Here is a 22,568-nt window from a genome sequence, read left to right as displayed (position 1 = left end):
CTCGGTAGCTTCTGCCTTTTCATTGACACCCTCTCGACACGCCTACTTAACATGCATGCATAACCGCTGCCCTCCTCAGAGACAGGTCGATGGGTTGAACAGGCACCACTGGTGGCGTGACGCAGTGATCTATCAGGTGTACGTCCGCAGCTTCCTGGACAGCACCGGCGACGGCGTCGGCGATCTCGCCGGAGTCCGGGCCGGGCTGCCCTATCTGAAGAAGCTCGGCGTCGACGGGATCTGGCTGAGCCCCTTCTATCCCTCGCCGCAGCACGACCACGGCTACGACGTGGCCGACTACTGCGACGTCGACCCGCTCTTCGGCGACCTCGACGAGTTCGACCTGCTGGTGGGCGCCGCGCGGCGGCTGGGCATCAAGGTGCTGCTCGACATCGTCCCGAACCACTGCTCCAGCGAGCACCCCTGGTTCCGCGAGGCGCTCGCCGCCCCACCCGGCAGCCCGGCCCGCGCCCGCTTCCACTTCGCCGACGGCCGCGGCCCGGACGGCGCCGAGCCGCCCAACAACTGGCACTCCATGTTCGGCGGCCCCGCCTGGAGCCGGGTGACCGAGCCGGACGGACGGCCCGGCCAGTGGTACCTGCACATGTTCGCGCCCGAGCAGCCCGACTGGAACTGGCGCAACCCGGAGATCACCGCAGAGTTCGACCGGATCCTCCGCTTCTGGCTGGACCGGGGCATCGACGGCTTCCGCATCGACGTCGCGGCCGGGCTCTTCAAACACCCGGAGCTGCCCGACTCGGACGACCCCGAGGCCGACGCCCGCACCCGCGACTCGGTCAACCCGCTCGCCTGGAACCAGCCGGAGGTCCACGACGTGTGGCGGCGCTGGCGCTCCATATGCGAGGAGTACACCGAGCGCGACGGCTTCGAACGCCTGCTCGTCGGCGAGGTCTCCGTCCCGACCGCCCGCGAGCACGCCCAGTACGTCCGCCCCGACGAACTGCACCAGGCCTTCTTCTTCGACCTGCTCAGCGCCCCCTGGGACCCGGACGCCTTCCAGAAGGTCATCTCCGAGGCCATGCAGGACATCGCCGGCACCGGCTCGACCGTCACCTGGGTCCTCAACAACCACGACCAGGTCCGCACCGTCACCCGCTACGGCGAACCCGCCACCGAGGGCAGCGGACTCGGCGCCGCCCGCGCCCGTGCCGCCGCGCTGCTGATGCTGGCGCTGCCCGGAGCCGCCTACATCTACCAGGGCGAGGAGCTCGGCCTGCCCGAGGTCGTGGACCTGCCCGACGACGTGCTCACCGACCCGATCTTCCGCCGCACCGGCAGCCGGGCCCGCATCCGCGACGGCTGCCGGGTGCCGCTGCCCTGGTCGGGCCAGGCCTCGCCGTTCGGCTTCACCCCGGGCGTGGAGAGCGCCAAGCCGTGGCTGCCCCAGCCGGAGTACTTCGCCGAGTACGCCACCGACCGGGCCCTCGCCGACACCCGCTCCTTCTGGCACCTGTACCGCGACGGCCTCCAACTGCGCGCCGCGCTGCCCCAGTTGGGTGAGGGCACACTGCGCTGGCTGGACTCCCCGCCCGGCGTCCTGGCCTTCACCCGCGGTGACGACCTGGTGTGCGCCGTCAACTTCGGTACGGCCCCCACCCCCGCGCCGGTCTCCGGCACCCCCCTGCTCGCCAGCGGCCCCTGCGCGCCCGGAGTGCTCTCCGGCTCGACGGCCGCCTGGTGGATCCGTTCCTGAACGCCCGCAAGTCAACCCCGCAAGTCAATTCCCCGAAGGGACATCAACGATGATGCGACGACGTACCACCCTGCTCACCGGCTGCACCGCCCTCGTCCTGGCGCTCGGCGCGACCGCCTGCGGCGGCGGCCCCGTCGCGGCCGGCGGCGGCGACAAGGCGCTCGACGGCCAGACCATCACCGTGGCCGGTGTCTGGTCCGGCACCGAGCAGAAGAACTTCCAGAAGGTGCTGGACGCCTTCACCGAGAAGACCGGCGCCAAGACGCAGTTCACGTCCACCGGCGACAACGTCTCCACCGTCGTCGGCAGCAAGATCGAGGGCGGCAACGCCCCCGACGTCGTGATGGTCCCGCAGGTCGGCGTGCTCAAGCAGTTCGCGCAGAAGGGCTGGCTCAAGCCGCTGTCGAAGAAGACCGAGCAGTCCGTGGACGCCGGCTACGCCCCCGTGTGGAAGGAGTACGGCAGCGTCGACGGCACCCTCTACGGCCTGTACTTCAAGGCCGCCCACAAGTCGACCGTCTGGTACAGCCCCGACGCCCTCGCCCAGGCCGGGGTGACGCCCCCGAAGACCTACGACGAGATGCTGAAGGCCGGGCAGACCGTGTCCGACTCCGGTCTCGCCGCCTTCTCCGTCGCCGGACAGGACGGCTGGACCCTCACCGACTGGTTCGAGAACGTCTACCTCTCCCAGGCCGGACCCGAGAAGTACGACGCCCTCGCCGCGCACAAGCTGAAGTGGACCGACGCGTCCGTCGTCGAGGCCCTCACCACGCTCGGCAAGCTCTTCAAGGACAAGCAGCTCATCGCCGGCGGCCAGAAGGGCGCCCTGAACACCGACTTCCCCGGCTCGGTGGAGAAGGTCTTCGGGCCGGAGCCCGAGGCCGGCATGGTCTACGAGGGCGACTTCGTCGCCGGCGTCGCCAAGGACCAGTTCGGCAAGAAGGTCGGCGAGGACGCGAACTTCTTCCCGTTCCCGGCGGTCGCCGGTGGCGAGGCGCCGGTCGTCAGCGGTGGCGACGCGGCCGTCGTCCTCAAGGACGGCAAGAACCAGAAGGCCGCCCAGGCCCTCCTGGAGTTCCTGGCGACCCCGGAGGCCTCGGCCGTGTGGGCGGAAGCCGGCGGCTTCCTCTCCCCGAACAAGAAGCTCGACCTCGCCTCCTACGGCGACGACGTCACCCGCGCCACCGCCAAGTCCCTCGTCGACGCCGGGGACTCGGTCCGCTTCGACATGTCCGACCAGGCCCCGGCGTCCTTCGGCGGCACCAAGGGCACGGGCGAGTGGAAGCTGCTCCAGGACTTCCTGCGCGACCCGTCGGACCCGAAGGGCACCGCGGCGAAGCTGGAGGCCGCGGCGGCCAAGGCGTACCAGGACTGATCCGCCATGACAGCGACCCTCGTCAAAGAGACGAACCCCCCACCGCCACCGCCCGTCACGATCGCCGACCGCACCCGGCGGCTGCGGCGGCGCGGCAAGATCGTCGCCCTGCTGTTCGTGCTGCCCGCACTGCTGCTGCTCGGCGCGCTCGTCGTCTACCCCGTGCTGTTCAGCGTCGGCCGCAGCTTCTTCGACGCCTCCGGGACGACCTTCGTCGGCGGCGAGAACTACGCCGAGATGTTCCGCGACCCGGCGACCCTCACGGCCGTCCGCAACACGGCCATCTGGGTCGTCGTGGCCCCGGCCCTGCTCACCGGCCTGGGGCTGATCCTGGCCGTCCTGGTGGAGAAGGTCCGCTGGGCCACCGCCTTCAAGCTGCTCCTCTTCATGCCGATGGCGGTCTCCTTCCTCGCCGCCGGCATCATCTTCCGGCTCGCCTACGACGAGGACCCGGACAAGGGCGTCCTGAACGCCGCTGTCGTCTCCGTCCACGACGCCTTCAAGGCGGAGTCCTCGTACCCGACGGCCCGGGCGCGTGACGGGCAGGGCCTGACGAAGGACAAGGACGGTTCGTACCGCACGAGTACGAGCGTGTCCCCGGGCGACGCGGTGGCGCTGGGCCTCGTCGGGGTGCTGCCCGACGACCTGCCCGGTGGGACCGAACCCGCGTACGCGGCGGCGGGGAAGAAGGCCGCCCCCGACGAACTGCGCGGCGTGGTCTACCTGGACTTCACGCCCGGCGGGGGAGGGGAGCAGGGCAAGGTCGACCGGCGGGAGAGCGGACTGCCGCAGATGAAGGTCGAGGCGGTCCGGGACGGCAAGGCCGTCGCCACGGCGACCACCGCGTCCGACGGCTCCTTCCGCTTCGAGGGACTCCAACCGGGCTCGTACGCGGTGAAGCTGCCGTCGTCCAACTTCGCCCCACCCTACGAGGGTGTCTCCTGGCTCGGACCGGCGCTCGTCACACCGGCGATCATCGGGGCCTACCTGTGGATCTGGACCGGCTTCGCCATGGTGCTGATCGGGGCGGGCCTGTCGACGCTGCCGCGGGACGCGCTGGAGGCGGCGCGGATGGACGGCGCGAACGAGTGGCAGATCTTCCGGCGGATCACGGTGCCGCTGCTGGCACCGGTGCTGACGGTCGTCTTCATCACCCTCGTCATCAACGTGATGAAGGTCTTCGACCTCGTCTACATCATCGCGCCCGGTCCCGTGCAGGAGGACGCGACCGTGCTCGCGACGCAGATGTGGCTGGTGTCGTTCGGCGGCGGCAACAACCAGGGACTCGGCAGCGCGCTCGGTGTGCTGCTCCTGCTGCTGGTGGTTCCGGCCATGGTGTTCAACGTCCGCCGTTTCCGAAGGGGGCAGCGATGAACGCGGTTCGGCGCGGGTTGGGCAACGGGGTCGTCCAGGCCTTCCTCGTGGTGGTCGGCCTGGTGTGGATGACGCCGCTGGCCGGGCTGTTCCTGTCCTCGCTGCGGTCCGCCGAGGACACGGCGAAGGGCGGCTGGTGGACGGTGTTCACCAGTCCCGGGCAGCTGTCCTTCGACAACTACTCGTCGCTGCTGGAGAACGCCGGGATCACGCAGGCGTTCTGGAACACGGTGCTGATCTCGGTGCCGACGACGCTGCTCGTCGTGGTGATCGCCGCGCTCGCGGGATACGCCTTCGCGTGGCTGGACTTCCCCGGACGGGAGACGATCTTCCTCGTCGTGGTCGCGCTGCTGGTGGTGCCCGTGCAGATCGGGCTGCTGCCGGTCGCGAAACTCTTCGGGCAGCTTGGGCTGTTCGGCACGATCCCCGGTGTCGTGCTGTTCCACGTGGCCTACGGACTGCCGTTCGCGGTGTTCCTGCTGCGGAACTACTTCGCCGACATTCCGAAGGAGATGCTGGAGGCCGCGCGGATGGACGGGGGCAGTGAGTGGCGTATCTTCACGCGGCTCGTGCTGCCGGTGGGGCGGCCGGCGATCGCCTCCCTGGCCATCTTCCAGTTCCTGTGGGTGTGGAACGACATGCTGGTGGCGCTGCTGTTCGCGGACAGTGCCTCGCAGCCGTTGACAGTGGAACTCCAGTCGCAGATACGGCAGTTCGGCAGCAACATCGATGTCCTGGCGCCCGGGGCGTTCGTGTCCCTGGTCGTGCCTGTCGTCGTGTTCTTCGCGTTCCAGAGGCACTTTGTGCAGGGGGTCATGGCCGGGTCGGTGAAGTAAGCACTGCCGATGCACGACCAGGGGGCTCCGCCCCCTGGACCCCCGCCTATGCCCACCCGCACCCGAAACTGCCCTTGAAAGGGCTTCGGGTAGTGGGTGGGCGAAGGCCCGGGGTCCAGGGGGCGGAGCCCCCTGGTTGCCTAAGCCGAAGCCGGCGGGTACAAGGAACGCGGCAGTTGCGAAGCCGCCGCCGCGTCCAGCAGCCACAGTGTCCGACTGCGGCCGTACGCCCCGGCCGCCGGCGCCTGGATCTCCCCGGCTCCCGAGAGCGCGATCGCCGCGGCCTGGGCCTTGTCCTCGCCCGCGGCCAGGAGCCACACCTCCCGCGCCGCCCGAATCGCCGGCAACGTCAGCGTCACCCGGGTCGGCGGCGGCTTCGGCGCGCCGTGGACACCGACGACCGTACGGTCGAGTTCCCGCACGGCCGGGAGTTCCGGGAAGAGCGACGCCACATGCGTGTCCGGCCCGACGCCCAGCATCAGCACGTCGAACGTGGGGACAGGCCCGTGGTTCTCCGGGCCCGCCGCACGCGCCAGTTCCTCCGCGTACGCGGCCGCCGCCGCGTCCACGTCGGTGCCGTAGGGGCCGTCCGACGCGGGCATCGCGTGCACCCGTTTCGGATCGAGCGGCACCGAGTCCAGCAGTGCCTGACGCGCCTGCGTGACGTTGCGCTCGGGGTCGCCCTCGGGCAGGAACCGCTCGTCACCCCACCAGAGGTCGAGCCGGCTCCAGTCGATCGCGTCCCGGGCGGGCGCCGCGGCCAGGGCGGCCAGCAGGCCGTTGCCGTTGCGGCCGCCCGTCAGGACCACGGACGCCGAGCCCCGGGAGGCCTGCGCGTCCACGACCCTGGTGATCAGCCGGGCCGCCGCGGCCTGGGCCATCAGCTCCTTGTCGCGGTGGACGACCAGCTGCGGTGCCGTACTCACTTCGTCGGTGCCTTCCTTACCGGTTCCAACCTGGGCGGTTCCTGCTTCACCGGTGCCTGCGCCGTCGCTTCCGCAGCGGGAGCTTTCGCAGCCGTTTCGACGGGAGCGGGGAGGGCGAGCCGCCCCCGGCCGTCACTTTTGGGCTCCCCTTTGGCCACCGGCTCTTCCTTTTCGGCCACCGGCTCTTCCTTCGCCGGAGCCGGCCAGGACGCCTTCAGCCGGTCCACCCCGTACCGCAGCGCCGACGCGTACGTGTCGTCCGGGTCCAGCCGCCGCAGCTCCTCCGCGATCAGCTCGGCCGTCTCCCGGCGCTTGAGCGCCACCCCGCGGGCCGGCTGGCCCTCGATGGAGAGGGTCGCGAGCGATCCGTCGGCACGGTCCAGGGTGATCGCGCCGCAGCTGGTGTCCATGCGGACCGCCGTCAGACCGGGGCCGCCGGACAGCGAGCGCTTCACCGGGACGTCCAGCCGGTCCGCGAGCCACATCGCCAGCAGCTCGCAGCTCGGGTTGAACTCCTCGCCCTCCACCTCGACGGCCCTGACCTCGCAGGTGACCTGGTCGAGGGCCGCCGCCAGCATGGAGCGCCAGGGCGTGATGCGGGTCCAGGACAGGTCCGTGTCGCCGGGGGTGTAGGTCCCGGAGCGGGTGGCCAGGTCCCGCACCGGCTGCTCGGAGGCGTAGGTGTCGGTGACGCGGCGCTGGGCGAGGGCACCCAGGGGGTCCTTCGCCGGGTCGAGCGGAGCGCTCACCGGCCACCACACCACCACCGGGGCGTCCGGCAGCAGCAGCGGCAGCACCACCGACTGGGCGTGATCGGCGACCTCGCCGTACAGCCGGAGCACCACCGTCTCTCCGGTCCCGGCCTCCGCGCCGACCCGGACCTCCGCGTCCAGGCGGGACTGCGTACGGTCGCGGGGCGAGCGGGAGACGCGCCTGATGACCACGAGCGTGCGCGAGGGATGCTCGTGTGAGGCGTCGCTCGCGGCCTTCAGCGCGTCGTAGGCGTTCTCCTCGTCGGTCACGATGACCAGCGTGAGCACCATCCCGACCGCCGGGGTGCCGATCGCCCGGCGGCCCTGCACCAGCGCCTTGTTGATCTTGCTGGCCGTGGTGTCCGTGAGGTCTATCTTCATGGCCGGCGCCAGCTCCGTCCGTGTTGCTCGAGCATTTCGTCCGCCTCGACGGGCCCCCAGGTACCGGCCGGGTACTGGGCGGGTTTGCCGTTGGTGTCCCAGTACTCCTCGATCGGGTCGAGGATCTTCCAGGACAGCTCGACCTCCTCGGTACGCGGGAAGAGGTTCGAGTCTCCGAGGAGGACGTCCAGGATGAGACGCTCGTACGCCTCCGGGCTGGACTCCGTGAAGGACTCGCCGTACGCGAAGTCCATCGACACGTCGCGGATCTCCATCGACGTGCCGGGGACCTTCGAGCCGAAGCGGACCGTGACGCCCTCGTCCGGCTGGACGCGGATGACGATCGCGTTGGATCCCAGTTCCTCGGTGGCCGTCGTGTCGAAGGGGGAGTGCGGGGCCCGCTGGAAGACGACCGCGATCTCCGTGACGCGGCGGCCCAGGCGCTTGCCGGTGCGCAGGTAGAAGGGGACGCCCGCCCAGCGACGGTTGTCGATCTCCAGCTTGATGGCGGCGTAGGTGTCGGTCTTCGAGGAGGCGTTGATGCCGTCCTCCTCCAGATAGCCGCGCACCTTCGTGCCGCCCTGCCACCCGGCCGCGTACTGGCCGCGCACGGTGTCCCGTCCCATGTCCTTGGGCAGCTTCACCGCGCCGAGCACCTTGGTCTTCTCGGCGGCCAGCGCGTCCGCGTCGAAGGAGGCGGGCTCCTCCATGGCGGTGAGTGCCAGGAGCTGGAGCAGGTGGTTCTGGATGACGTCACGGGCGGCGCCGATGCCGTCGTAGTACCCGGCCCGGCCGCCGATGCCGATGTCCTCGGCCATCGTGATCTGCACGTGGTCCACGAGGGACCGGTTCCAGATCGGCTCGAACATCGTGTTGGCGAAGCGCAGGGCCAGGATGTTCTGGACGGTCTCCTTGCCCAGGTAGTGGTCGATGCGGAAGACCTGGTCCGGGGCGAAGACCTCGTGGACGACCTTGTTGAGCTCCTCGGCCGACTTCAGGTCGTGCCCGAACGGCTTCTCGATGACCGCGCGCCGCCAGGAGCCGCCCTTCTGGTCGGCCAGCCCGTGCTTCTTGAGCTGCTGGATGACCACCGGGAAGGACTTCGGCGGCACGGACAGGTAGAAGGCGAAGTTGCCGCCCGTGCCCTGTGCCTTGTCCAGCTCCTCGATCGTGGAGCGCAGGCGCTCGAACGCGTCGTCGTCGTCGAACGTGCCCTGCACGAAGCGCATGCCCTGGATGAGCTGCTGCCAGACCTCCTCGCGGAAGGGCGTGCGGGCGTGTTCCTTGACCGCGTCGTGGACCTCCTGTGCGAAGTCCTCGTGCGCCCACTCGCGGCGGGCGAAGCCCACCAGTGAGAAGCCCGGCGGCAGCAGACCCCGGTTGGCGAGGTCGTACACGGCGGGCATGAGCTTCTTCCGGGACAGGTCGCCCGTGACGCCGAAGATGACCAGGCCCGACGGCCCCGCGATACGCGGGAGCCGTCGGTCCGCGGGGTCACGCAGCGGGTTGCTGCTCGACACCTGTTCAGCCCTCCGAGGGGGCGAGGCGCTGAAGCTCGGCCTCGGTCGACTTCAGCAGGTCGGTCCAGGACGCCTCGAACTTCTCGACGCCCTCCTCCTCCAGCAGCTGGACCACGTCGTCGTACTTGATCCCGAGCCTCTCGACCGCGTCGAGGTCGGCGCGGGCCTGCTCGTACGTGCCGGCGACGGCGTTGCCGCGGATCTCGCCCTGCTCCTCGGTGGCGAACAGGGTCGCCTCCGGCATGGTGTTCACCGTGTTCGGGGCCACCAGTTCGTCGACGTACAGGGTGGGCTTGTACGCCTTGTCCTTGACACCGGTGGACGCCCACAGCGGACGCTGCTTGTTGGCGCCCGCCTTCTCCAGGGCGTTCCAGCGGTCCGAGGAGAAGACCTCCTCGTACGCCTGGTAGGCCAGACGGGCGTTCGCGACGCCGGCCTTGCCGCGCGCCGCCTTGGCCTCGTCGGTGCCCAGCGCGTCGATCCGCTTGTCGATCTCGGTGTCCACGCGGGAGACGAAGAACGACGCCACGGAGTGGATCTGCGACAGGTCCAGGCCGCGCTCCTTGGCCTTCTCCAGGCCGGTCAGGAACGCGTCCATGACCAGGCGGTAGCGCTCCAGCGAGAAGATCAGCGTGACGTTGACGCTGATGCCCAGGCCGATGGTCTCGGCGATGGCCGGGATGCCCGCCTCGGTCGCCGGGATCTTGATGAGCGTGTTGGGCCGGTCCACCAGCCAGGCGAGCTGCTTGGCCTCGGCGACCGTCGCCCGCGTGTTGTGCGCCAGGCGCGGGTCGACCTCGATCGAGACCCGGCCGTCCTGGCCACCGGTGGCGTCGAAGACCGGGCGCAGGATGTCGGCGGCGTCGCGGACGTCCGCCGTCGTGATCATGCGGATGGCCTCTTCGACGGTGACCTTGCGGGCGGCGAGATCGGTCAGCTGCGTGTCGTAGCCGTCGCCCTGCGAGATCGCCTTCTGGAAGATCGACGGGTTGGTGGTGACGCCCACGACGTGCTGCTGGTCGATCAGCTCGGCGAGGTTGCCGGACGTGATCCGCTTGCGCGACAGGTCGTCCAGCCAGATCGCCACGCCTTCCTCGGAGAGGCGCTTGAGTGCGTCTGTCATGGAAATTCCATCTCCTACGTGTCGTATATAAGCGTCAGCGCTGAGCTGCGGCGATCGATTCCCGCGCGGCGGCGGCCACGTTCTCGGGAGTGAAGCCGAACTCGCGGAAGAGGACCTTGCCGTCGGCCGAAGCACCGAAGTGCTCCAGGGAAACGATGCGGCCGGCGTCGCCCACGTACTTGTGCCAGGTGAGACCGATACCGGCCTCCACCGCGACACGGGCCCGGACGGACGGCGGCAGGACGCTGTCCCGGTACCCCTGGTCCTGCTGCTCGAACCACTCGACCGACGGCATGGACACCACGCGGGTGGGCACGCCGGCGCCCTGGAGCTGCTCGCGCGCCTCGACGGCGACGTGCACCTCGGAGCCGGTGGCGATCAGGATGACCTCGGGCTCGCCGCCGTCGGCCTCGAACAGGACGTAACCGCCCTTGGCGGCATCGTCGTTGGGCTCGTAGGTCGGCACACCCTGACGGGTCAGCGCCAGACCGTGCGGCTGGCCCTTGCCGAACTCCTTCGTCCAGCGCCCCAGGATCTCGCGCCAGGCGATGGCCGTCTCGTTGGCGTCCGCCGGGCGCACGATGTTCAGGCCCGGGATGGCGCGCAGCGCGGCCAGGTGCTCGACCGGCTGGTGGGTCGGGCCGTCCTCGCCCAGGCCGATGGAGTCGTGCGTCCACACGTACGTCACCGGCAGGTGCATCAGCGCCGACAGCCGCACCGCGTTGCGCATGTAGTCGGAGAAGACCAGGAACGTGCCGCCGTAGATCCGGGTGTTGCCGTGCAGCGCGATGCCGTTCATCTCGGCGGCCATCGCGTGCTCGCGGATACCGAAGTGGATCGTGCGGCCGTACGGGTCCGCCTCCGGCAGCGGGTTGTCCGCCGGGAGGAAGGAGCTGGTCTTGTCGATCGTGGTGTTGTTGGAGCCGGCCAGGTCGGCCGAGCCGCCCCACAGCTCGGGAACGACCGCGCCGAGGGCCTGGAGGACCTTGCCGGAGGCGGCACGCGTGGCCACGCCCTTGCCGACCTCGAAGACCGGGATCTTCTCCTCCCAGCCGGTGGGCAGCTCACCCTTGGCGACCCGGTCGTACTCGGCGGCGCGCTCGGGGTTGTTGTCCCGCCACTGCTGGTACGCCTTCTCCCACACCGCGCGGGCCGCCTGGCCCCGCTCCAGCGCCTTGCGGGTGTGCGTGATGACCTCGTCGGCGACCTCGAAGCTCTGCTCCGGGTCGAAGCCCAGGACCCGCTTGGTCGCGGCGACCTCGTCCTCGCCCAGTGCCGAGCCGTGGGCGGCCTCGGTGTTCTGCGCGTTCGGGGCCGGCCAGGCGATGACCGAGCGCATCGCGATGAACGACGGCCTGTCCGTGACGGCCTTGGCCTTCTGGACCGCCTCGAAGATCGCGGCCGGGTCCAGGTCGCCGTTCTCCTGCGGCTCCACCCGCTGCACGTGCCAGCCGTAGGCCTCGTACCGCTTGGCGGTGTCCTCGGAGACGGCCGTCTCGGTGTCGCCCTCGATCGAGATGTGGTTGTCGTCCCACAGCAGGATCAGGTTGCCGAGCTTCTGGTGGCCCGCCAGCGACGAGGCCTCGGCGGAGATGCCCTCCTGGAGGCAGCCGTCACCGGCGATGCAGTAGATGAAGTGGTCGAAGGGGGACTCGCCCTCGGGGGCCTCCGGGTCGAACAGACCGCGCTCGTAGCGGGCGGCCATCGCCATGCCCACCGCGTTGGCGACACCCTGCCCGAGCGGGCCGGTCGTCGTCTCCACACCGGTCGTGTGCCCGTACTCGGGGTGACCCGGCGTCTTCGAGCCCCAGGTGCGGAAGGACTTCAGATCGTCCAGCTCCAGGCCGAAACCGGCCAGGTACAGCTGGGTGTAGAGGGTCAGGGACGAGTGGCCGGCGGACAGCACGAAGCGGTCCCGCCCGACCCAGTCGGCGTCCGCCGGGTCGTGCCGCATCACCTTCTGGAAGAGGGTGTAGGCGGCAGGCGCGAGACTCATCGCCGTACCCGGATGGCCGTTACCGACCTTCTGTACGGCATCGGCGGCCAGGACACGCGCGGTGTCGACGGCCCGCTGGTCCAACTCGGTCCACTCGAGGTCTGTTGTGGTCGGCTTGGTGCTCACCCTGTGTCAGGGCTCCTCTCCACATGTCGGATGCCGGTGTATCGGGGCGTCCACCGGCCGCAGCCGAGCCTACCCCCGTGGGACGTGCGTTCTTTCGAGTCACTCCAGAGTGCCGGGACACGTTTCGATCCGCCTCCTGACTGGGGCGTATCCCATTCGACAGGTGAATACGGAGCCGCTCATCCGGGTGCTCAATCGAGCTTCCGCACGCCCTTCCGAAGCCGCCCTCCAACACGAGCCGACCCCCGCGAATGTCCGACTCTGGGCAACGTCTAAAGTGGCGTGGTACGCGCGAGCCTTTACCGGGACTTCACACGGGTGAGGCTTGCTGGGATGTCTCTGTAGGGGTGTGCGTGACGGCCGTTGAATCCCGTCCAGCGGGGATGCTAGGGGCGGACCAGAGCCCGGCCCACCGGCCGTTCGGGGCCCGTGTCAAGGCGTTCGTGGCTCTCACCAAGCCGCGGATCATCGAGCTGCTGCTGATCACCACCGTCCCGGTGATGTTCCTGGCGCAGCAGGGCGTGCCCGACCTGACGCTGGTGCTGCTGACCTGCGTCGGCGGTTACATGTCCGCGGGCGGCGCCAACGCGCTCAACATGTACATCGACCGCGACATCGACGCCCTGATGGACCGCACCTCGCAGCGGCCGCTGGTCACCGGCATGGTCAGCCCGCGCGAGTGCCTCGCCTTCGGCATCACCCTGGCCATCGCCTCGACGCTGCTGTTCGGCCTCACCGTGAACTGGCTGAGCGCCTGGCTCGCCCTCGGCGCGCTCCTCTTCTACGTCGTCGTCTACACGATGATCCTCAAGCGCCGTACCTCGCAGAACATCGTGTGGGGCGGCATCGCCGGCTGCCTGCCCGTGCTGATCGGCTGGTCCTCGGTCACGAACTCCATGTCGTGGGCGCCGATCATCCTGTTCCTCGTCATGTTCTTCTGGACGCCGCCGCACTACTGGCCGCTGTCCATGAAGGTCAAGGAGGACTACGCGCGCGTGGGCGTGCCGATGCTGCCGGTGGTCGCCTCCAACAAGGTCGTCGCCAAGCAGATCGTGATCTACAGCTGGGTCATGGTCGCCGTCTCGCTGCTGCTGACCCCGCTCGGCTACACCGGCTGGTTCTACACGGCGGTGGCCCTGCTGGCGGGCGGCTTCTGGCTCTGGGAGGCGCACGGCCTCCAGAACCGCGCGAAGGCGGAGGTGACGGGCGCGAAGCTGAAGGAGATGCGCCTGTTCCACTGGTCGATCACGTACGTCTCGCTGCTGTTCGTGGCCGTCGCGGTCGACCCCTTCCTGCGCTGACACAGCGCTGACGTACGTCACAGCGCCCTGCTCTCGCCAGTCGATCTACCCGTGAGTAGCATCCCTGCCATGGCAGACACGCAGCAGGTTGACCCGAAGGCCGAGCGCAAGGCGGCCCGGCTCGCCAAGCAGATCAGCTCCTTCTCCAAGGCCCACGGCGGCGCCGAGGGCCAGGTCGCCTACCTCGGCGAACGCGGCGCCCGCATCGTCCTGGTCGGCGAGGACGGCAACTGGGGCGACCTGGTGGCCCCGTCCCACGAGATCGCCGAGAAGGCCGTGGAGAAGTCCGGCATCACGACCCACGAGTCCTTCGACGGCGAATTCGCCGCCAAGGTCAAGACGGGCCGCTACGAGTGGTCACGCATGGCGGGCATCCAGGTGGGCGGCCCCAAGAACAACTGACCTTCTTGGGGGCGCGGGGAACGGCGCGACCAGCCACACACGACCCGCGGCCGCCAGAACACCCGCACCCCCCACCGGGACCGCGACCTCAACCCGGTTCACCCGTTAGGACCCTTAGGAACAACAGGGTCCACACCGGGGAGCCCGGATGATCGAAACGCCGTCCCTAGTGGACCAGTACTGCCACGGAGTACTCCGCACGGAGCTGGGCCTCGGCACCTTCGAGGCCCACCTCTCCCGCACCGAGGGCCCACCCGCCCCCGGCACCACCCTCTTCGACACCCAGACCGGCTTCGCCGTGCGGCGCTGGTGCCCACCCCTGCTCGGCCTCGAACCGCACTGCACGCCCGCCCGCTACCTGGCCCGCCGCCGTGAACTGGGCGTCCTGGAGTCCGGCCGCCGGCTCCTGCGCGGCAGCGGCATCACGACCTACCTGGTCGACACGGGCCTGCCCGGTGATCTGACCGAACCCGGCGAACTGGCCTCCGCCGGAGCCGCCGAGGCCCGCGAGATCGTACGGCTGGAGCTGCTCGCCGAGCAGGTCGCCGACACCTCCGGGACCGTCGAGTCCTTCCTCGCCAACCTCGCCGAGTCCGTGCACGCAGCCGCCGCGAACGCCGTCGCCTTCACGTCGGTCGCGGGTGTACGGCACGGCCTCGCGCTCGCGCCGGAGCCGCCCGGGCCGGGGGAGGTGCGGGGGGCCGTCGGCCGCTGGCTCGCGGGGCGGGGCGTCGGCGGGGAGCTGAGCGACCCCGTGCTGCTGCGGCATCTGCTGTGGAGCGCCGTCGCCTCGGGGCTGCCGCTCCAGCTCCACGCGGGGCTCGGCGCGCCGGGCCTGCGGATCGACCGTACGGATCCGGTGCTGCTGACGGACTTCGTACGGGCCACGGCCGGTCTCGGCACGGACCTCGTCCTGCTGAACGGCTACCCGTACCACCGGCACGCCGCCCACCTGGCCGGTGTCTTCCCGCACGTCCACGTCGACTCCGGCGCCGCCCTGGTCCGCACCGGCGCCCGCGCCGCGACCGTCCTCGCGGAGATCCTGGAGCTGGCCCCCTTCGGCAAGATCCTCTTCTCCACCGGCGCCCAGGGGCTGCCCGAGCTGCATGTGGTGGGTGCCCGGCTGTTCCGCGAGGCGCTCGGCCGGGTGCTCGGCACCTGGGTCGCCGAGGGCGCGTGGTGCCTGGCCGACGCGCAGCGGGTGGCGGGGATGCTGGCGTCGGAGAACGCGCGCCGGGTGTACGGGCTCGGCTGAACCCTGGCAGGGCGGCTTCTAGGCCTTGGTCAGGGTCGCCTCGGGGGCGGGACCGGGCACGTCGGCCACGACCTCCGGCCGTTCGCGCAGCGACAGCACCACCCGCAGCACCCAGATCCACATCACGGCCGAGCCGAACATGTGCAGGCCGACCAGGACCTCGGGCAGGTCCGTGAAGTACTGGACGTAGCCGATGACGCCCTGCGCGAGCAGGATCAGAAACAGTTCGCGGGTGCGGTTCAGCGGGCCGCGCGGCGCGTCGACCGCCTTGAGGACGAACCACAGGGCGAACGTCAGCGTCACCACGATCCACGCCAGCACGGCGTGCAGCTTGCTCACCGTCTCCCAGTCGACCGGCATCCGCTCGACCTCGCTGGAGTCGCCGGCGTGCGGGCCCGCGCCCGTGACCACCGTGCCGACCAGGATGAGCAGCACGGCGGCGGCGACCAGGAACCACACCAGCTGCCGCACGGCCTTGCCGACCAGCGGGCGCGGCGGTGTGTCGCCCTCACGGGTGCGCTGCCACATCACCGTGGCCACCGCGATGAGCGCGGACGTCGCCACGAAGTGCGCCGCGACCGTGTACGGATTGAGCCCGACCAGCACCACGATGCCGCCGAGCACCGCGTTGCTCATCACGATCCAGAACTGCGCCCAGCCCAGCCGGGTCAGGCTGCGCCGGTGCGGCTTCTGGGAGCGCGCGGCGATGATCGCCCAGCCGACGGCGGCGCTCAGCACGTACGCCAGCATGCGGTTGCCGAACTCGATGGCGCCGTGGACGCCCATCGCGCTGGTCGCGGTGAGCGAGTCGGCGGTGCACTTGGGCCAGGTCGGGCAGCCGAGGCCCGAGCCGGTCAGCCGTACGGCTCCGCCGGTGACCACGATGAGCACCGACATCACGATCGCGGAGAGGGCCGCGCGCTGGACCGTCCGGGGTTCCGGGGTCCAGCGCTCGGCGATGAAGGCGAGGGGGTTGCGCAGGGCCGCCCTGGCGTCGGCGGGGGTCACTTTTGGCACGCGACCCATCGTAGGACGCCGCTTGTGCACGCTTTCACGAGGGTCCGTCTTGGCCTCACTCCCAGCGGAAGAACCGTCCGGCCGCCGCCAGCCCCACGACCGCCCAGACGCCCAGGATCCCCAGGTCGGCCCAGGGCATCCCGGCCCCGTGCTGGAGCACGTCCCGCAGGCCGTCGGACAGGGCCGAGATGGGCAGCAGGCCGAGCACGTCCTGCGCGGCGGGGGGGAACTTGTCGAGCGGCACGATCACCCCGCCGCCGACGAGCAGCAGCAGGAACACCAGGTTGGCGGCGGCGAGCGTCGCCTCGGCCTTCAGCGTCCCGGCCATCAGCAGACCGAGGCCCGAGAAGGCCGCCGTACCGAGGATCAGGAGCAGCAGGACGGCGAACGGGTTGCCCTGCGGCGACCAGCCGAGCGCGAAGGCGATCACCGTCAGCAGGACCACCTGGAGAACCTCGGTGACCAGGACGGACAGCGTCTTCGCCGTCATCAGGCCCCAGCGCGGCAGAGGCGAGGAGGCGAGCCGCTTCAGGACGCCGTAGCGGCGCTCGAAGCCGGTCGCGATCGCCTGCCCGGTGAACGCCGTCGACATCACCGCGAGCGCGAGGATGCCGGGGGCGAGGAAGTCGACGGCCTCGCCGGCGCCCGTGTCGACGATGTCCACGGTGCTGAAGAGCACCAGGAGCAGGGTCGGGATGACGACGGTCAGCAGCAGCTGCTCGCCGTTGCGCAGCAGCATCTTCGTCTCGAGCGCGGCCTGAGCCGCGATCATGCGGGGGAGCGGCGCGGCCCCCGGCTTCGGCGCATAGGTGCCGGTGGCGGTCACGAACGCAGCTCCTTACCGGTGAGCTCCAAGAAGACGTCCTCCAGGGTGTGCCGCTCCACCGAGATCTTCTCCGGCATCACGCCGTGCTGGGCGCACCAGGAGGTGACCGTCGCGAGCAGTTGCGGGTCGATCTTGCCGACGACGCGGTACGAACCCGGCGTCAGTTCGGCGGCCGAGCAGTCGGCGGGCAGGGCCTTCAGCAGCGAGCCGACGTCCAGCCCGGGACGGCCGGAGAAGCGGAGCGTGTTCTCGGCACCGCCGCGGCACAGCTCCTCCGGGGAGCCCTGGGCGATGACCCGGCCCGCGTCGATGATCGCCACGTCGTCGGCGAGCTGCTCGGCCTCGTCCATGTAGTGGGTGGTGAGGATCACGGAGACACCGTCGTCGCGCAGGTCCCGGACCAGGTCCCAGGCGGCGCGGCGGGCCTGCGGGTCGAGCCCGGCGGTCGGCTCGTCCAGGAACACCAGCTCCGGGCGCCCGACCACGGCCATCGCGAGGGCGAGCCGCTGCTGCTGCCCGCCCGACAGCCGCCGGTACGTCGTACGGCCGCAGGAGCCGAGCCCGAGGCGTTCGATGAGCGCGTCCACGTCGAGGGGGTGGGCGTGCAGCTTGGCCACGTGGCGGAGCATCTCGTCGGCGCGGGAGCCCGAGTAGACGCCGCCGGACTGGAGCATCACGCCGATGCGGGGCCGCAGGTCCCGGGACTGTCCGACCGGGTCGAGGCCCAGGACGCGCACCGTGCCGGAGTCCGGCTTCCGGTACCCCTCGCAGGTCTCGACCGTGGTCGTCTTGCCCGCCCCGTTGGGGCCGAGCACGGCGGTCACGCCCTCCCGGGCCACCAGGTCCAGCCCGTCCACCGCGGTCTTCGTGCCGTACCGCTTCACCAGGGCCTGGACCTGGACCACGGGCTCACTTCGCATGGGTCCAGAGTCTAGGTTCGTGTACCGCGGCTCAGACCGGCGGGTGCGGGAACTCCTCCTCACGGGGGCGGTGGACCGGCAGCCACTGTTCCGCGTAGGCCACCGCGTCCGCCACCGGGAACAGCCGCGCCTCGGCCGCCCCGACCTTTCCGCGTACGACGGGACGGTCCCGCTCGAAGTCGTAGCCCAGCTCGTCGAAACGGTCCGAGCTGATCGACACCTCGGTCACGGTCTCCCAGCCCCCGGGGCCCGGCCGGCCCACGGCGACGCGCGGGGACGGTATCCGGTACTCGGCGAGGTGGAAGCTGGTGCAGGAGGCGTAGCCGGCGCCGAGCAGCAGGACCCGGGCGCCCATGGCCTCCAGCTTCGCGAGCGGGCTGCGCTCGCCGAGGCGGCAGTCGGGCGCGTGGCCCTCGACCACCTCCGCCGCGCGCGGGCCGACGGCCGCGAACGAGGTCTGGGGATGGGCGCTGCGCAGCGCGCCGGGCCAGGTGCGCACGGTCTCCGGGACGACCCCGACCCCGCGCGCGGGGGTGATCCGGGGGTCGTAGGCGGGCATCGTGGCGCGGATGGCCGCCCACCATTCCGGGGGCAGGGGCGGGTTGCCCCACAGGGCCGGGTCGGAGAGGTTGCCGGTCTGCGTCGGAACCACCAGCGTGCCCTCCGGGCCGAGCGCGTCGAGCAGTCCCTGCACGACCGCGACGGCCCCGCCGTTGACCCAGCCGAGGGAGCTGAGCGAGGAGTGCGCGAGGAGGGTCTCACCTGGGCGCACACCCAGCTCGGACAGCTGCGTGCGCAGGGCGTCCCGGGTGACAAGAGGGCCGGTCGGAGGGGGTGTGGACATGCTTCGGGAGTGTCCCCGAAGCGGCATCGGCATGCCACCGGTTTGATCGATCAGAGATCGTTTCCGCAGGTCAGGTTAGCTTTACCTAAGTGACGCAGGGCACCTCCAGTTGGCCGGACGCCGCTTGCCCGGCCCCGATGAATTACGCAACAATGGCGTTGTGAAAAACGTCGGCGAAGCTCGGGAGAACCCCACGGGGTCCCCTCAGGAGGAGCTCGCGACCGGGGAGCGGTCCACCCGCAACCGAGTCGCGCGGTCCATCCTGGACCACGGGCCGTCGACCGTCGCCGAGCTCGCCGAGCGGCTGGGCCTCACCCAGGCGGCCGTGCGCCGGCACCTCGACGCCCTCGCGGGCGACGGTGTCGTGGAGGCGCGCGAGCAGCGGGTCTACGGCGCGCGCACCCGAGGCCGGCCGGCCAAGGTGTTCGCCCTGACCGACTGCGGCCGGGACGCCTTCGACCAGTCGTACGACAAGCTGGCGGCGGACGCGCTGCGCTGGATCGCCGACCGCGAGGGCGGGAACGAGGCGATCGCCGCCTTCGCCCGCGCCAGGATCGCCGCGCAGGCGGGCGCGTACCGCAAGGCGGTCGAAGCCGCCGCGCCCGAGCAGCGGACGGAAGCGCTGGCCAAGGCGCTCAGCGTGGACGGGTACGCTGCTACGGCGCGCAGCGCGCCCCACCCTCAGAAGGGTGAGCAGCTCTGCCAGCACCACTGCCCGGTCGCCCACGTCGCCGAGCAGTTCCCGCAGTTGTGCGAGGCGGAGACGGAATTTTTCGCCGAGCTGCTCGGTACACACGTACAGCGGCTCGCCACCATCGCGCACGGCGACGGCGTCTGCACGACGTTCATCCCCAAGATTTCCCACAACGCATCTGCAAGCACGGCCGGGAGGAACCCCGCATGACTCTCCCCACGGAGACTGCCCACCCTGAGCTCGAGGGCCTGGGCAAGTACGAATACGGCTGGGCCGACTCCGACAAGGCCGGCGCCTCTGCCAAGCGCGGCATCAACGAGGACGTCGTCCGCGACATCTCCGCCAAGAAGAACGAGCCGGAGTGGATGACCAAGCTCCGCCTCAAGGGCCTGCGCCTCTTCGAGAAGAAGCCCATGCCGAACTGGGGCTCGGACCTGTCGGGGATCGACTTCGACAACATCAAGTACTTCGTGCGCTCCACGGAGAAGCAGGCGGCCTCCTGGGAGGACCTGCCCGAGGACATCAAGAACACGTACGACAAGCTGGGCATCCCGGAGGCCGAGAAGAACCGCCTCGTCGCCGGTGTCGCCGCGCAGTACGAGTCGGAGGTCGTCTACCACCAGATCCGTGAGGACCTGGAGGAGCAGGGCGTGATCTTCCTCGACACCGACACGGCCCTGAAGGAGCACCCGGAGCTCTTCAAGGAGTACTTCGGGACCGTCATCCCCGTCGGCGACAACAAGTTCGCGTCGCTGAACTCCGCCGTGTGGTCGGGCGGCTCCTTCATCTACGTGCCGCCGGGCGTCCACGTGGAGATCCCGCTCCAGGCCTACTTCCGTATCAACACGGAGAACATGGGCCAGTTCGAGCGGACGCTGATCATCGTCGACGAGGGTGCCTACGTGCACTACGTCGAGGGCTGCACCGCCCCGATCTACAAGTCGGACTCGCTGCACTCCGCGGTCGTCGAGATCATCGTCAAGAAGAACGCCCGCTGCCGCTACACGACCATCCAGAACTGGTCGAACAACGTCTACAACCTGGTCACCAAGCGTGCCGTGGCCTACGAGGGCGCGACCATGGAGTGGGTCGACGGCAACATCGGCTCCAAGGTGACGATGAAGTACCCGGCCGTCTACCTGATGGGCGAGCACGCCAAGGGCGAGACGCTGTCCATCGCCTTCGCCGGCGAGGGCCAGCACCAGGACGCGGGCGCCAAGATGGTCCACATGGCGCCGAACACGTCGTCCAACATCGTGTCGAAGTCCGTCGCGCGCGGTGGCGGCCGTACGTCCTACCGCGGTCTCATCGAGATCGGCGAGGGCGCCGCGGGCTCCAAGTCGAACGTGCTCTGTGACGCGCTGCTGGTCGACACGATCTCCCGCTCGGACACCTACCCCTACGTGGACGTCCGCGAGGACGACGTGTCCATGGGCCACGAGGCCACCGTCTCCAAGGTCTCCGAGGACCAGCTCTTCTACCTGATGAGCCGCGGTCTGAGTGAGTTCGAGGCGATGGCGATGATCGTGCGCGGCTTCGTCGAGCCCATCGCCAAGGAGCTCCCCATGGAGTACGCGCTGGAGCTCAACCGGCTGATCGAGCTGCAGATGGAAGGCGCGGTCGGCTGACGCCCACCGCAGTCCCATCAAGCCCTTACGTAACGGAAAGCGAGCACTACGACAGCCATGGCTGAGGCTCAGAACATCCCGGTGGGTTCCACCACCACCGGCTCGATCGCGGTGGCGGCCGAGTCGACCGTCGCCACCCGCATGAGCGCGCCCCCCTCCTTCGACGTGGCGGACTTCCCTGTCCCGCACGGCCGTGAGGAGGAGTGGCGGTTCACCCCGCTGGAGCGCCTGCGCGGCCTGCACGACGGCACCGCCGTCGCCAACGGCAACGGCGTGAAGGTCGACGTCCAGGCACCCGAGGGCGTCACCGTCGAGGCCGTCGGCCGCGACGACGCGCGGCTCGGCAAGGCGGGCACCCCGGTGGACCGTGTCGCCGCCCAGGCCTACTCGGCCTTCGAGAAGGCCTCGGTCGTGACCGTGCCGAAGGAGACCGTCCTCACGGAGCCGATCCGCATCGCGGTGCACGGCGAGGGTGGCACCGCCTTCGGCCACCAGGTGATCGAGCTGGGCGCCTTCGCCGAAGCCGTCGTGGTCATCGACCACACCGGTGACGCGGTGCTCGCCGCCAACGTCGACTACCTCCTGGGCGACGGCGCGAAGCTGACCGTCGTCTGCGTCCAGGACTGGGACGACAAGGCCGTCCACGTCGCCCAGCACAACGCGCTCGTCGGCCGCGACGCCTCCTTCAAGTCGGTCGTCGTCACCTTCGGCGGCGACGTCGTCCGGCTCCACCCGCGCGTGCGGTACGCCGGCCCCGGCGGCGAGGCCGAGCTGTTCGGCCTGTACTTCACGGACCGGGGCCAGCACCAGGAGCACCGCCTCCTGGTCGACCACAACGTCCCGCACTGCAAGTCGAACGTCGTCTACAAGGGCGCGCTCCAGGGCGACGACGCGCACGCGGTGTGGATCGGCGACGTGCTCATCGAGGCCGCGGCCGAGGGCACGGACACGTACGAGATGAACCGCAACCTGGTCCTCACGGACGGGGCGCGCGTGGACTCCGTACCGAACCTCGAGATCGAGACCGGCGAGATCGTCGGCGCCGGTCACGCCTCGGCCACCGGCCGCTTCGACGACGAGCAGCTCTTCTACCTCATGGCCCGCGGTATCCCGGAGCACGAGGCCCGCCGCCTGGTGGTCCGCGGCTTCTTCGCCGAGCTGGTCCAGCAGATCGGCCTCCCCGACATCGAGGAGCGCCTGATCGCCAAGATCGAGGAGGAGCTGGAGGCCGCGGTCGGATGACCTTCGTACGCGCCTGTGGACTCGGTGAGCTGGAGGAGGACACCCCGAAGCGGGTGGAACTCGACGGCACGCCCGTGTCCATCGTGCAGACCGAGGGCGAGGTGTTCGCGATCCACGACATCTGCTCGCACGCGAACGTCTCCCTCGCGGAGGGCGAGGTCGACGACTGCCACATCGAGTGCTGGCTGCACGGCTCGCGCTTCGACCTCCGCTCCGGCAAGCCCGACGCCCTTCCCGCGACGCGCCCCGTCCCCGTATACCCCGTAAAGATCGAAGGGGACGACGTGCTCGTCTCCCTCACCCAGGAGTCCTGAGG

The 22,568-nt window shown here is 70.2% G+C and carries 20 protein-coding genes; 11 read left to right on the top strand and 9 right to left on the bottom strand.

Annotation, left to right across the window (positions count from 1 at the left end):
- Positions 1 to 55: 55 nt before the first annotated feature.
- From CP976_RS11090 to CP976_RS11075, 4 genes are read left to right on the top strand one after another with little or no spacing between them, the layout of a single operon-like run.
- Positions 56 to 1,714, top strand: a complete 1,659-nt coding sequence (locus CP976_RS11090) for a glycoside hydrolase family 13 protein (protein ID WP_190146941.1) — start codon at positions 56 to 58, stop codon at positions 1,712 to 1,714.
- Positions 1,715 to 1,763: 49 nt separating this feature from the next.
- Positions 1,764 to 3,089: an ABC transporter substrate-binding protein gene (locus CP976_RS11085; RefSeq protein ID WP_150480198.1), complete on the top strand. Its 1,326-nt coding sequence runs from the start codon at positions 1,764 to 1,766 to the stop codon at positions 3,087 to 3,089.
- 6 nt (positions 3,090 to 3,095) lie between these two features.
- Positions 3,096 to 4,463 carry an ABC transporter permease subunit gene (locus tag CP976_RS11080; RefSeq protein ID WP_150480197.1) on the top strand — a complete coding sequence of 456 codons (1,368 nt, stop codon included), beginning with the start codon at positions 3,096 to 3,098 and terminating at the stop codon, positions 4,461 to 4,463.
- On the top strand, positions 4,460 to 5,299 hold the full coding sequence (locus CP976_RS11075) for a carbohydrate ABC transporter permease (protein ID WP_150480196.1): 840 nt from the start codon (positions 4,460 to 4,462) through the stop codon (positions 5,297 to 5,299). The genes CP976_RS11080 and CP976_RS11075 overlap by 4 nt, the downstream gene beginning before the upstream one ends.
- Positions 5,300 to 5,439: 140 nt before the next feature.
- On the opposite strand, the gene pgl is transcribed toward CP976_RS11075, so the two are convergent.
- Genes pgl through tkt form a run of 5 tightly spaced genes read right to left on the bottom strand, consistent with a single transcriptional unit; the run spans position 5,440 to position 12,123 of the window.
- Positions 5,440 to 6,225 (bottom strand): 6-phosphogluconolactonase, encoded by a 786-nt coding sequence (gene pgl, locus CP976_RS11070; protein ID WP_150480195.1) that lies wholly within the window; start codon positions 6,223 to 6,225, stop codon positions 5,440 to 5,442.
- Positions 6,222 to 7,358 carry a glucose-6-phosphate dehydrogenase assembly protein OpcA gene (opcA, locus tag CP976_RS11065; RefSeq protein ID WP_150480194.1) on the bottom strand — a complete coding sequence of 379 codons (1,137 nt, stop codon included), beginning with the start codon at positions 7,356 to 7,358 and terminating at the stop codon, positions 6,222 to 6,224. The genes pgl and opcA overlap by 4 nt, the downstream gene beginning before the upstream one ends.
- The gene (gene zwf, locus CP976_RS11060) at positions 7,355 to 8,878 is read right to left on the bottom strand and encodes a glucose-6-phosphate dehydrogenase (protein ID WP_150480193.1); all 1,524 of its coding nucleotides are present in this window, start codon (positions 8,876 to 8,878) and stop codon (positions 7,355 to 7,357) included. The genes opcA and zwf overlap by 4 nt, the downstream gene beginning before the upstream one ends.
- Before the next feature lie 4 nt (positions 8,879 to 8,882).
- Positions 8,883 to 10,001, bottom strand: coding sequence for a transaldolase (gene tal / locus CP976_RS11055; RefSeq protein WP_150480192.1), 1,119 nt, complete (start codon positions 9,999 to 10,001; stop codon positions 8,883 to 8,885).
- 34 nt (positions 10,002 to 10,035) lie between these two features.
- Positions 10,036 to 12,123 carry a transketolase gene (tkt, locus tag CP976_RS11050; RefSeq protein ID WP_150480191.1) on the bottom strand — a complete coding sequence of 696 codons (2,088 nt, stop codon included), beginning with the start codon at positions 12,121 to 12,123 and terminating at the stop codon, positions 10,036 to 10,038.
- Positions 12,124 to 12,506: 383 nt separating this feature from the next.
- Here tkt and CP976_RS11040 point away from each other — a divergent pair, with 383 nt between their 5' ends.
- The 3 genes from CP976_RS11040 to CP976_RS11030 all read left to right on the top strand — a co-directional run bounded on the left by CP976_RS11040 (position 12,507) and on the right by CP976_RS11030 (position 15,081).
- Positions 12,507 to 13,424: a heme o synthase gene (locus CP976_RS11040; RefSeq protein ID WP_190146940.1), complete on the top strand. Its 918-nt coding sequence runs from the start codon at positions 12,507 to 12,509 to the stop codon at positions 13,422 to 13,424.
- A 69-nt stretch (positions 13,425 to 13,493) separates the two neighbouring features.
- Complete coding sequence (locus CP976_RS11035) at positions 13,494 to 13,826, top strand: hypothetical protein (protein WP_150480189.1); 333 nt, start codon at positions 13,494 to 13,496, stop codon at positions 13,824 to 13,826.
- A 148-nt stretch (positions 13,827 to 13,974) separates the two neighbouring features.
- The gene (locus CP976_RS11030) at positions 13,975 to 15,081 is read left to right on the top strand and encodes an amidohydrolase family protein (RefSeq protein ID WP_150480188.1); all 1,107 of its coding nucleotides are present in this window, start codon (positions 13,975 to 13,977) and stop codon (positions 15,079 to 15,081) included.
- Between the two features lie 18 nt (positions 15,082 to 15,099).
- Here the strand turns inward: CP976_RS11030 and CP976_RS11025 are convergent, their stop codons facing one another.
- From CP976_RS11025 to CP976_RS11010, 4 genes are read right to left on the bottom strand one after another with little or no spacing between them, the layout of a single operon-like run.
- The gene (locus CP976_RS11025; protein WP_150480187.1) at positions 15,100 to 16,107 is read right to left on the bottom strand and encodes a COX15/CtaA family protein; all 1,008 of its coding nucleotides are present in this window, start codon (positions 16,105 to 16,107) and stop codon (positions 15,100 to 15,102) included.
- A gap of 46 nt (positions 16,108 to 16,153) precedes the next feature.
- Entirely contained in the window at positions 16,154 to 16,870 is a 717-nt protein-coding gene (locus CP976_RS11020; protein ID WP_150485304.1) for an ABC transporter permease, read from the bottom strand.
- Between the two features lie 50 nt (positions 16,871 to 16,920).
- Positions 16,921 to 17,844, bottom strand: a complete 924-nt coding sequence (locus CP976_RS11015; RefSeq protein ID WP_150480186.1) for an ABC transporter ATP-binding protein — start codon at positions 17,842 to 17,844, stop codon at positions 16,921 to 16,923.
- 31 nt (positions 17,845 to 17,875) lie between these two features.
- A complete protein-coding gene (locus CP976_RS11010) occupies positions 17,876 to 18,688 on the bottom strand; it encodes an AAC(3) family N-acetyltransferase (protein WP_150480185.1) in 813 nt (270 codons plus the stop codon).
- A gap of 160 nt (positions 18,689 to 18,848) precedes the next feature.
- On the opposite strand from CP976_RS11010, the gene CP976_RS11005 reads away from it, so the two are divergent.
- The 4 genes from CP976_RS11005 to CP976_RS10990 are packed head-to-tail and all read left to right on the top strand — an operon-like array spanning position 18,849 to position 22,566.
- On the top strand, positions 18,849 to 19,592 hold the full coding sequence (locus CP976_RS11005) for a helix-turn-helix transcriptional regulator (protein ID WP_150480184.1): 744 nt from the start codon (positions 18,849 to 18,851) through the stop codon (positions 19,590 to 19,592).
- Positions 19,589 to 21,010, top strand: a complete 1,422-nt coding sequence (gene sufB, locus CP976_RS11000; protein ID WP_150480183.1) for a Fe-S cluster assembly protein SufB — start codon at positions 19,589 to 19,591, stop codon at positions 21,008 to 21,010. The genes CP976_RS11005 and sufB overlap by 4 nt, the downstream gene beginning before the upstream one ends.
- Before the next feature lie 57 nt (positions 21,011 to 21,067).
- Positions 21,068 to 22,252, top strand: coding sequence for a Fe-S cluster assembly protein SufD (sufD, locus tag CP976_RS10995; RefSeq protein WP_150480182.1), 1,185 nt, complete (start codon positions 21,068 to 21,070; stop codon positions 22,250 to 22,252).
- Positions 22,249 to 22,566, top strand: coding sequence for a non-heme iron oxygenase ferredoxin subunit (locus tag CP976_RS10990; protein ID WP_086846035.1), 318 nt, complete (start codon positions 22,249 to 22,251; stop codon positions 22,564 to 22,566). Before sufD ends, CP976_RS10990 begins: the two co-directional genes overlap by 4 nt.
- Positions 22,567 to 22,568 lie beyond the last annotated feature (2 nt).

This window comes from Streptomyces coeruleorubidus (assembly GCF_008705135.1).
Taxonomy (GTDB): Bacteria; Actinomycetota; Actinomycetes; order Streptomycetales; family Streptomycetaceae; genus Streptomyces; species Streptomyces coeruleofuscus.
The sequence above is the reverse complement of the archived record's forward strand: the minus strand, read 5'-3'. Positions and strand labels throughout refer to the sequence as shown.

Bases quoted from the DNA above. Each gene is read 5' to 3' on its own strand.
- CP976_RS11090 (WP_190146941.1), top strand. From the start codon at position 56: ATGCATAACCGCTGCCCTCCTCAGAGACAGGTCGATGGGTTGAACAGG.
- CP976_RS11085 (WP_150480198.1), top strand. From the start codon at position 1,764: ATGATGCGACGACGTACCACCCTGCTCACCGGCTGCACCGCCCTCGTC.
- CP976_RS11080 (WP_150480197.1), top strand. From the start codon at position 3,096: ATGACAGCGACCCTCGTCAAAGAGACGAACCCCCCACCGCCACCGCCC.
- CP976_RS11075 (WP_150480196.1), top strand. From the start codon at position 4,460: ATGAACGCGGTTCGGCGCGGGTTGGGCAACGGGGTCGTCCAGGCCTTC.
- opcA (WP_150480194.1), bottom strand. From the start codon at position 7,358: ATGAAGATAGACCTCACGGACACCACGGCCAGCAAGATCAACAAGGCG.
- tal (WP_150480192.1), bottom strand. From the start codon at position 10,001: ATGACAGACGCACTCAAGCGCCTCTCCGAGGAAGGCGTGGCGATCTGG.
- CP976_RS11040 (WP_190146940.1), top strand. From the start codon at position 12,507: ATGCTAGGGGCGGACCAGAGCCCGGCCCACCGGCCGTTCGGGGCCCGT.
- CP976_RS11035 (WP_150480189.1), top strand. From the start codon at position 13,494: ATGGCAGACACGCAGCAGGTTGACCCGAAGGCCGAGCGCAAGGCGGCC.
- CP976_RS11030 (WP_150480188.1), top strand. From the start codon at position 13,975: ATGATCGAAACGCCGTCCCTAGTGGACCAGTACTGCCACGGAGTACTC.
- CP976_RS11025 (WP_150480187.1), bottom strand. From the start codon at position 16,107: ATGGGTCGCGTGCCAAAAGTGACCCCCGCCGACGCCAGGGCGGCCCTG.
- CP976_RS11020 (WP_150485304.1), bottom strand. From the start codon at position 16,870: ATGATCGCGGCTCAGGCCGCGCTCGAGACGAAGATGCTGCTGCGCAAC.
- CP976_RS11015 (WP_150480186.1), bottom strand. From the start codon at position 17,844: ATGCGAAGTGAGCCCGTGGTCCAGGTCCAGGCCCTGGTGAAGCGGTAC.
- CP976_RS11010 (WP_150480185.1), bottom strand. From the start codon at position 18,688: ATGTCCACACCCCCTCCGACCGGCCCTCTTGTCACCCGGGACGCCCTG.
- sufB (WP_150480183.1), top strand. From the start codon at position 19,589: ATGACTCTCCCCACGGAGACTGCCCACCCTGAGCTCGAGGGCCTGGGC.
- sufD (WP_150480182.1), top strand. From the start codon at position 21,068: ATGGCTGAGGCTCAGAACATCCCGGTGGGTTCCACCACCACCGGCTCG.
- CP976_RS10990 (WP_086846035.1), top strand. From the start codon at position 22,249: ATGACCTTCGTACGCGCCTGTGGACTCGGTGAGCTGGAGGAGGACACC.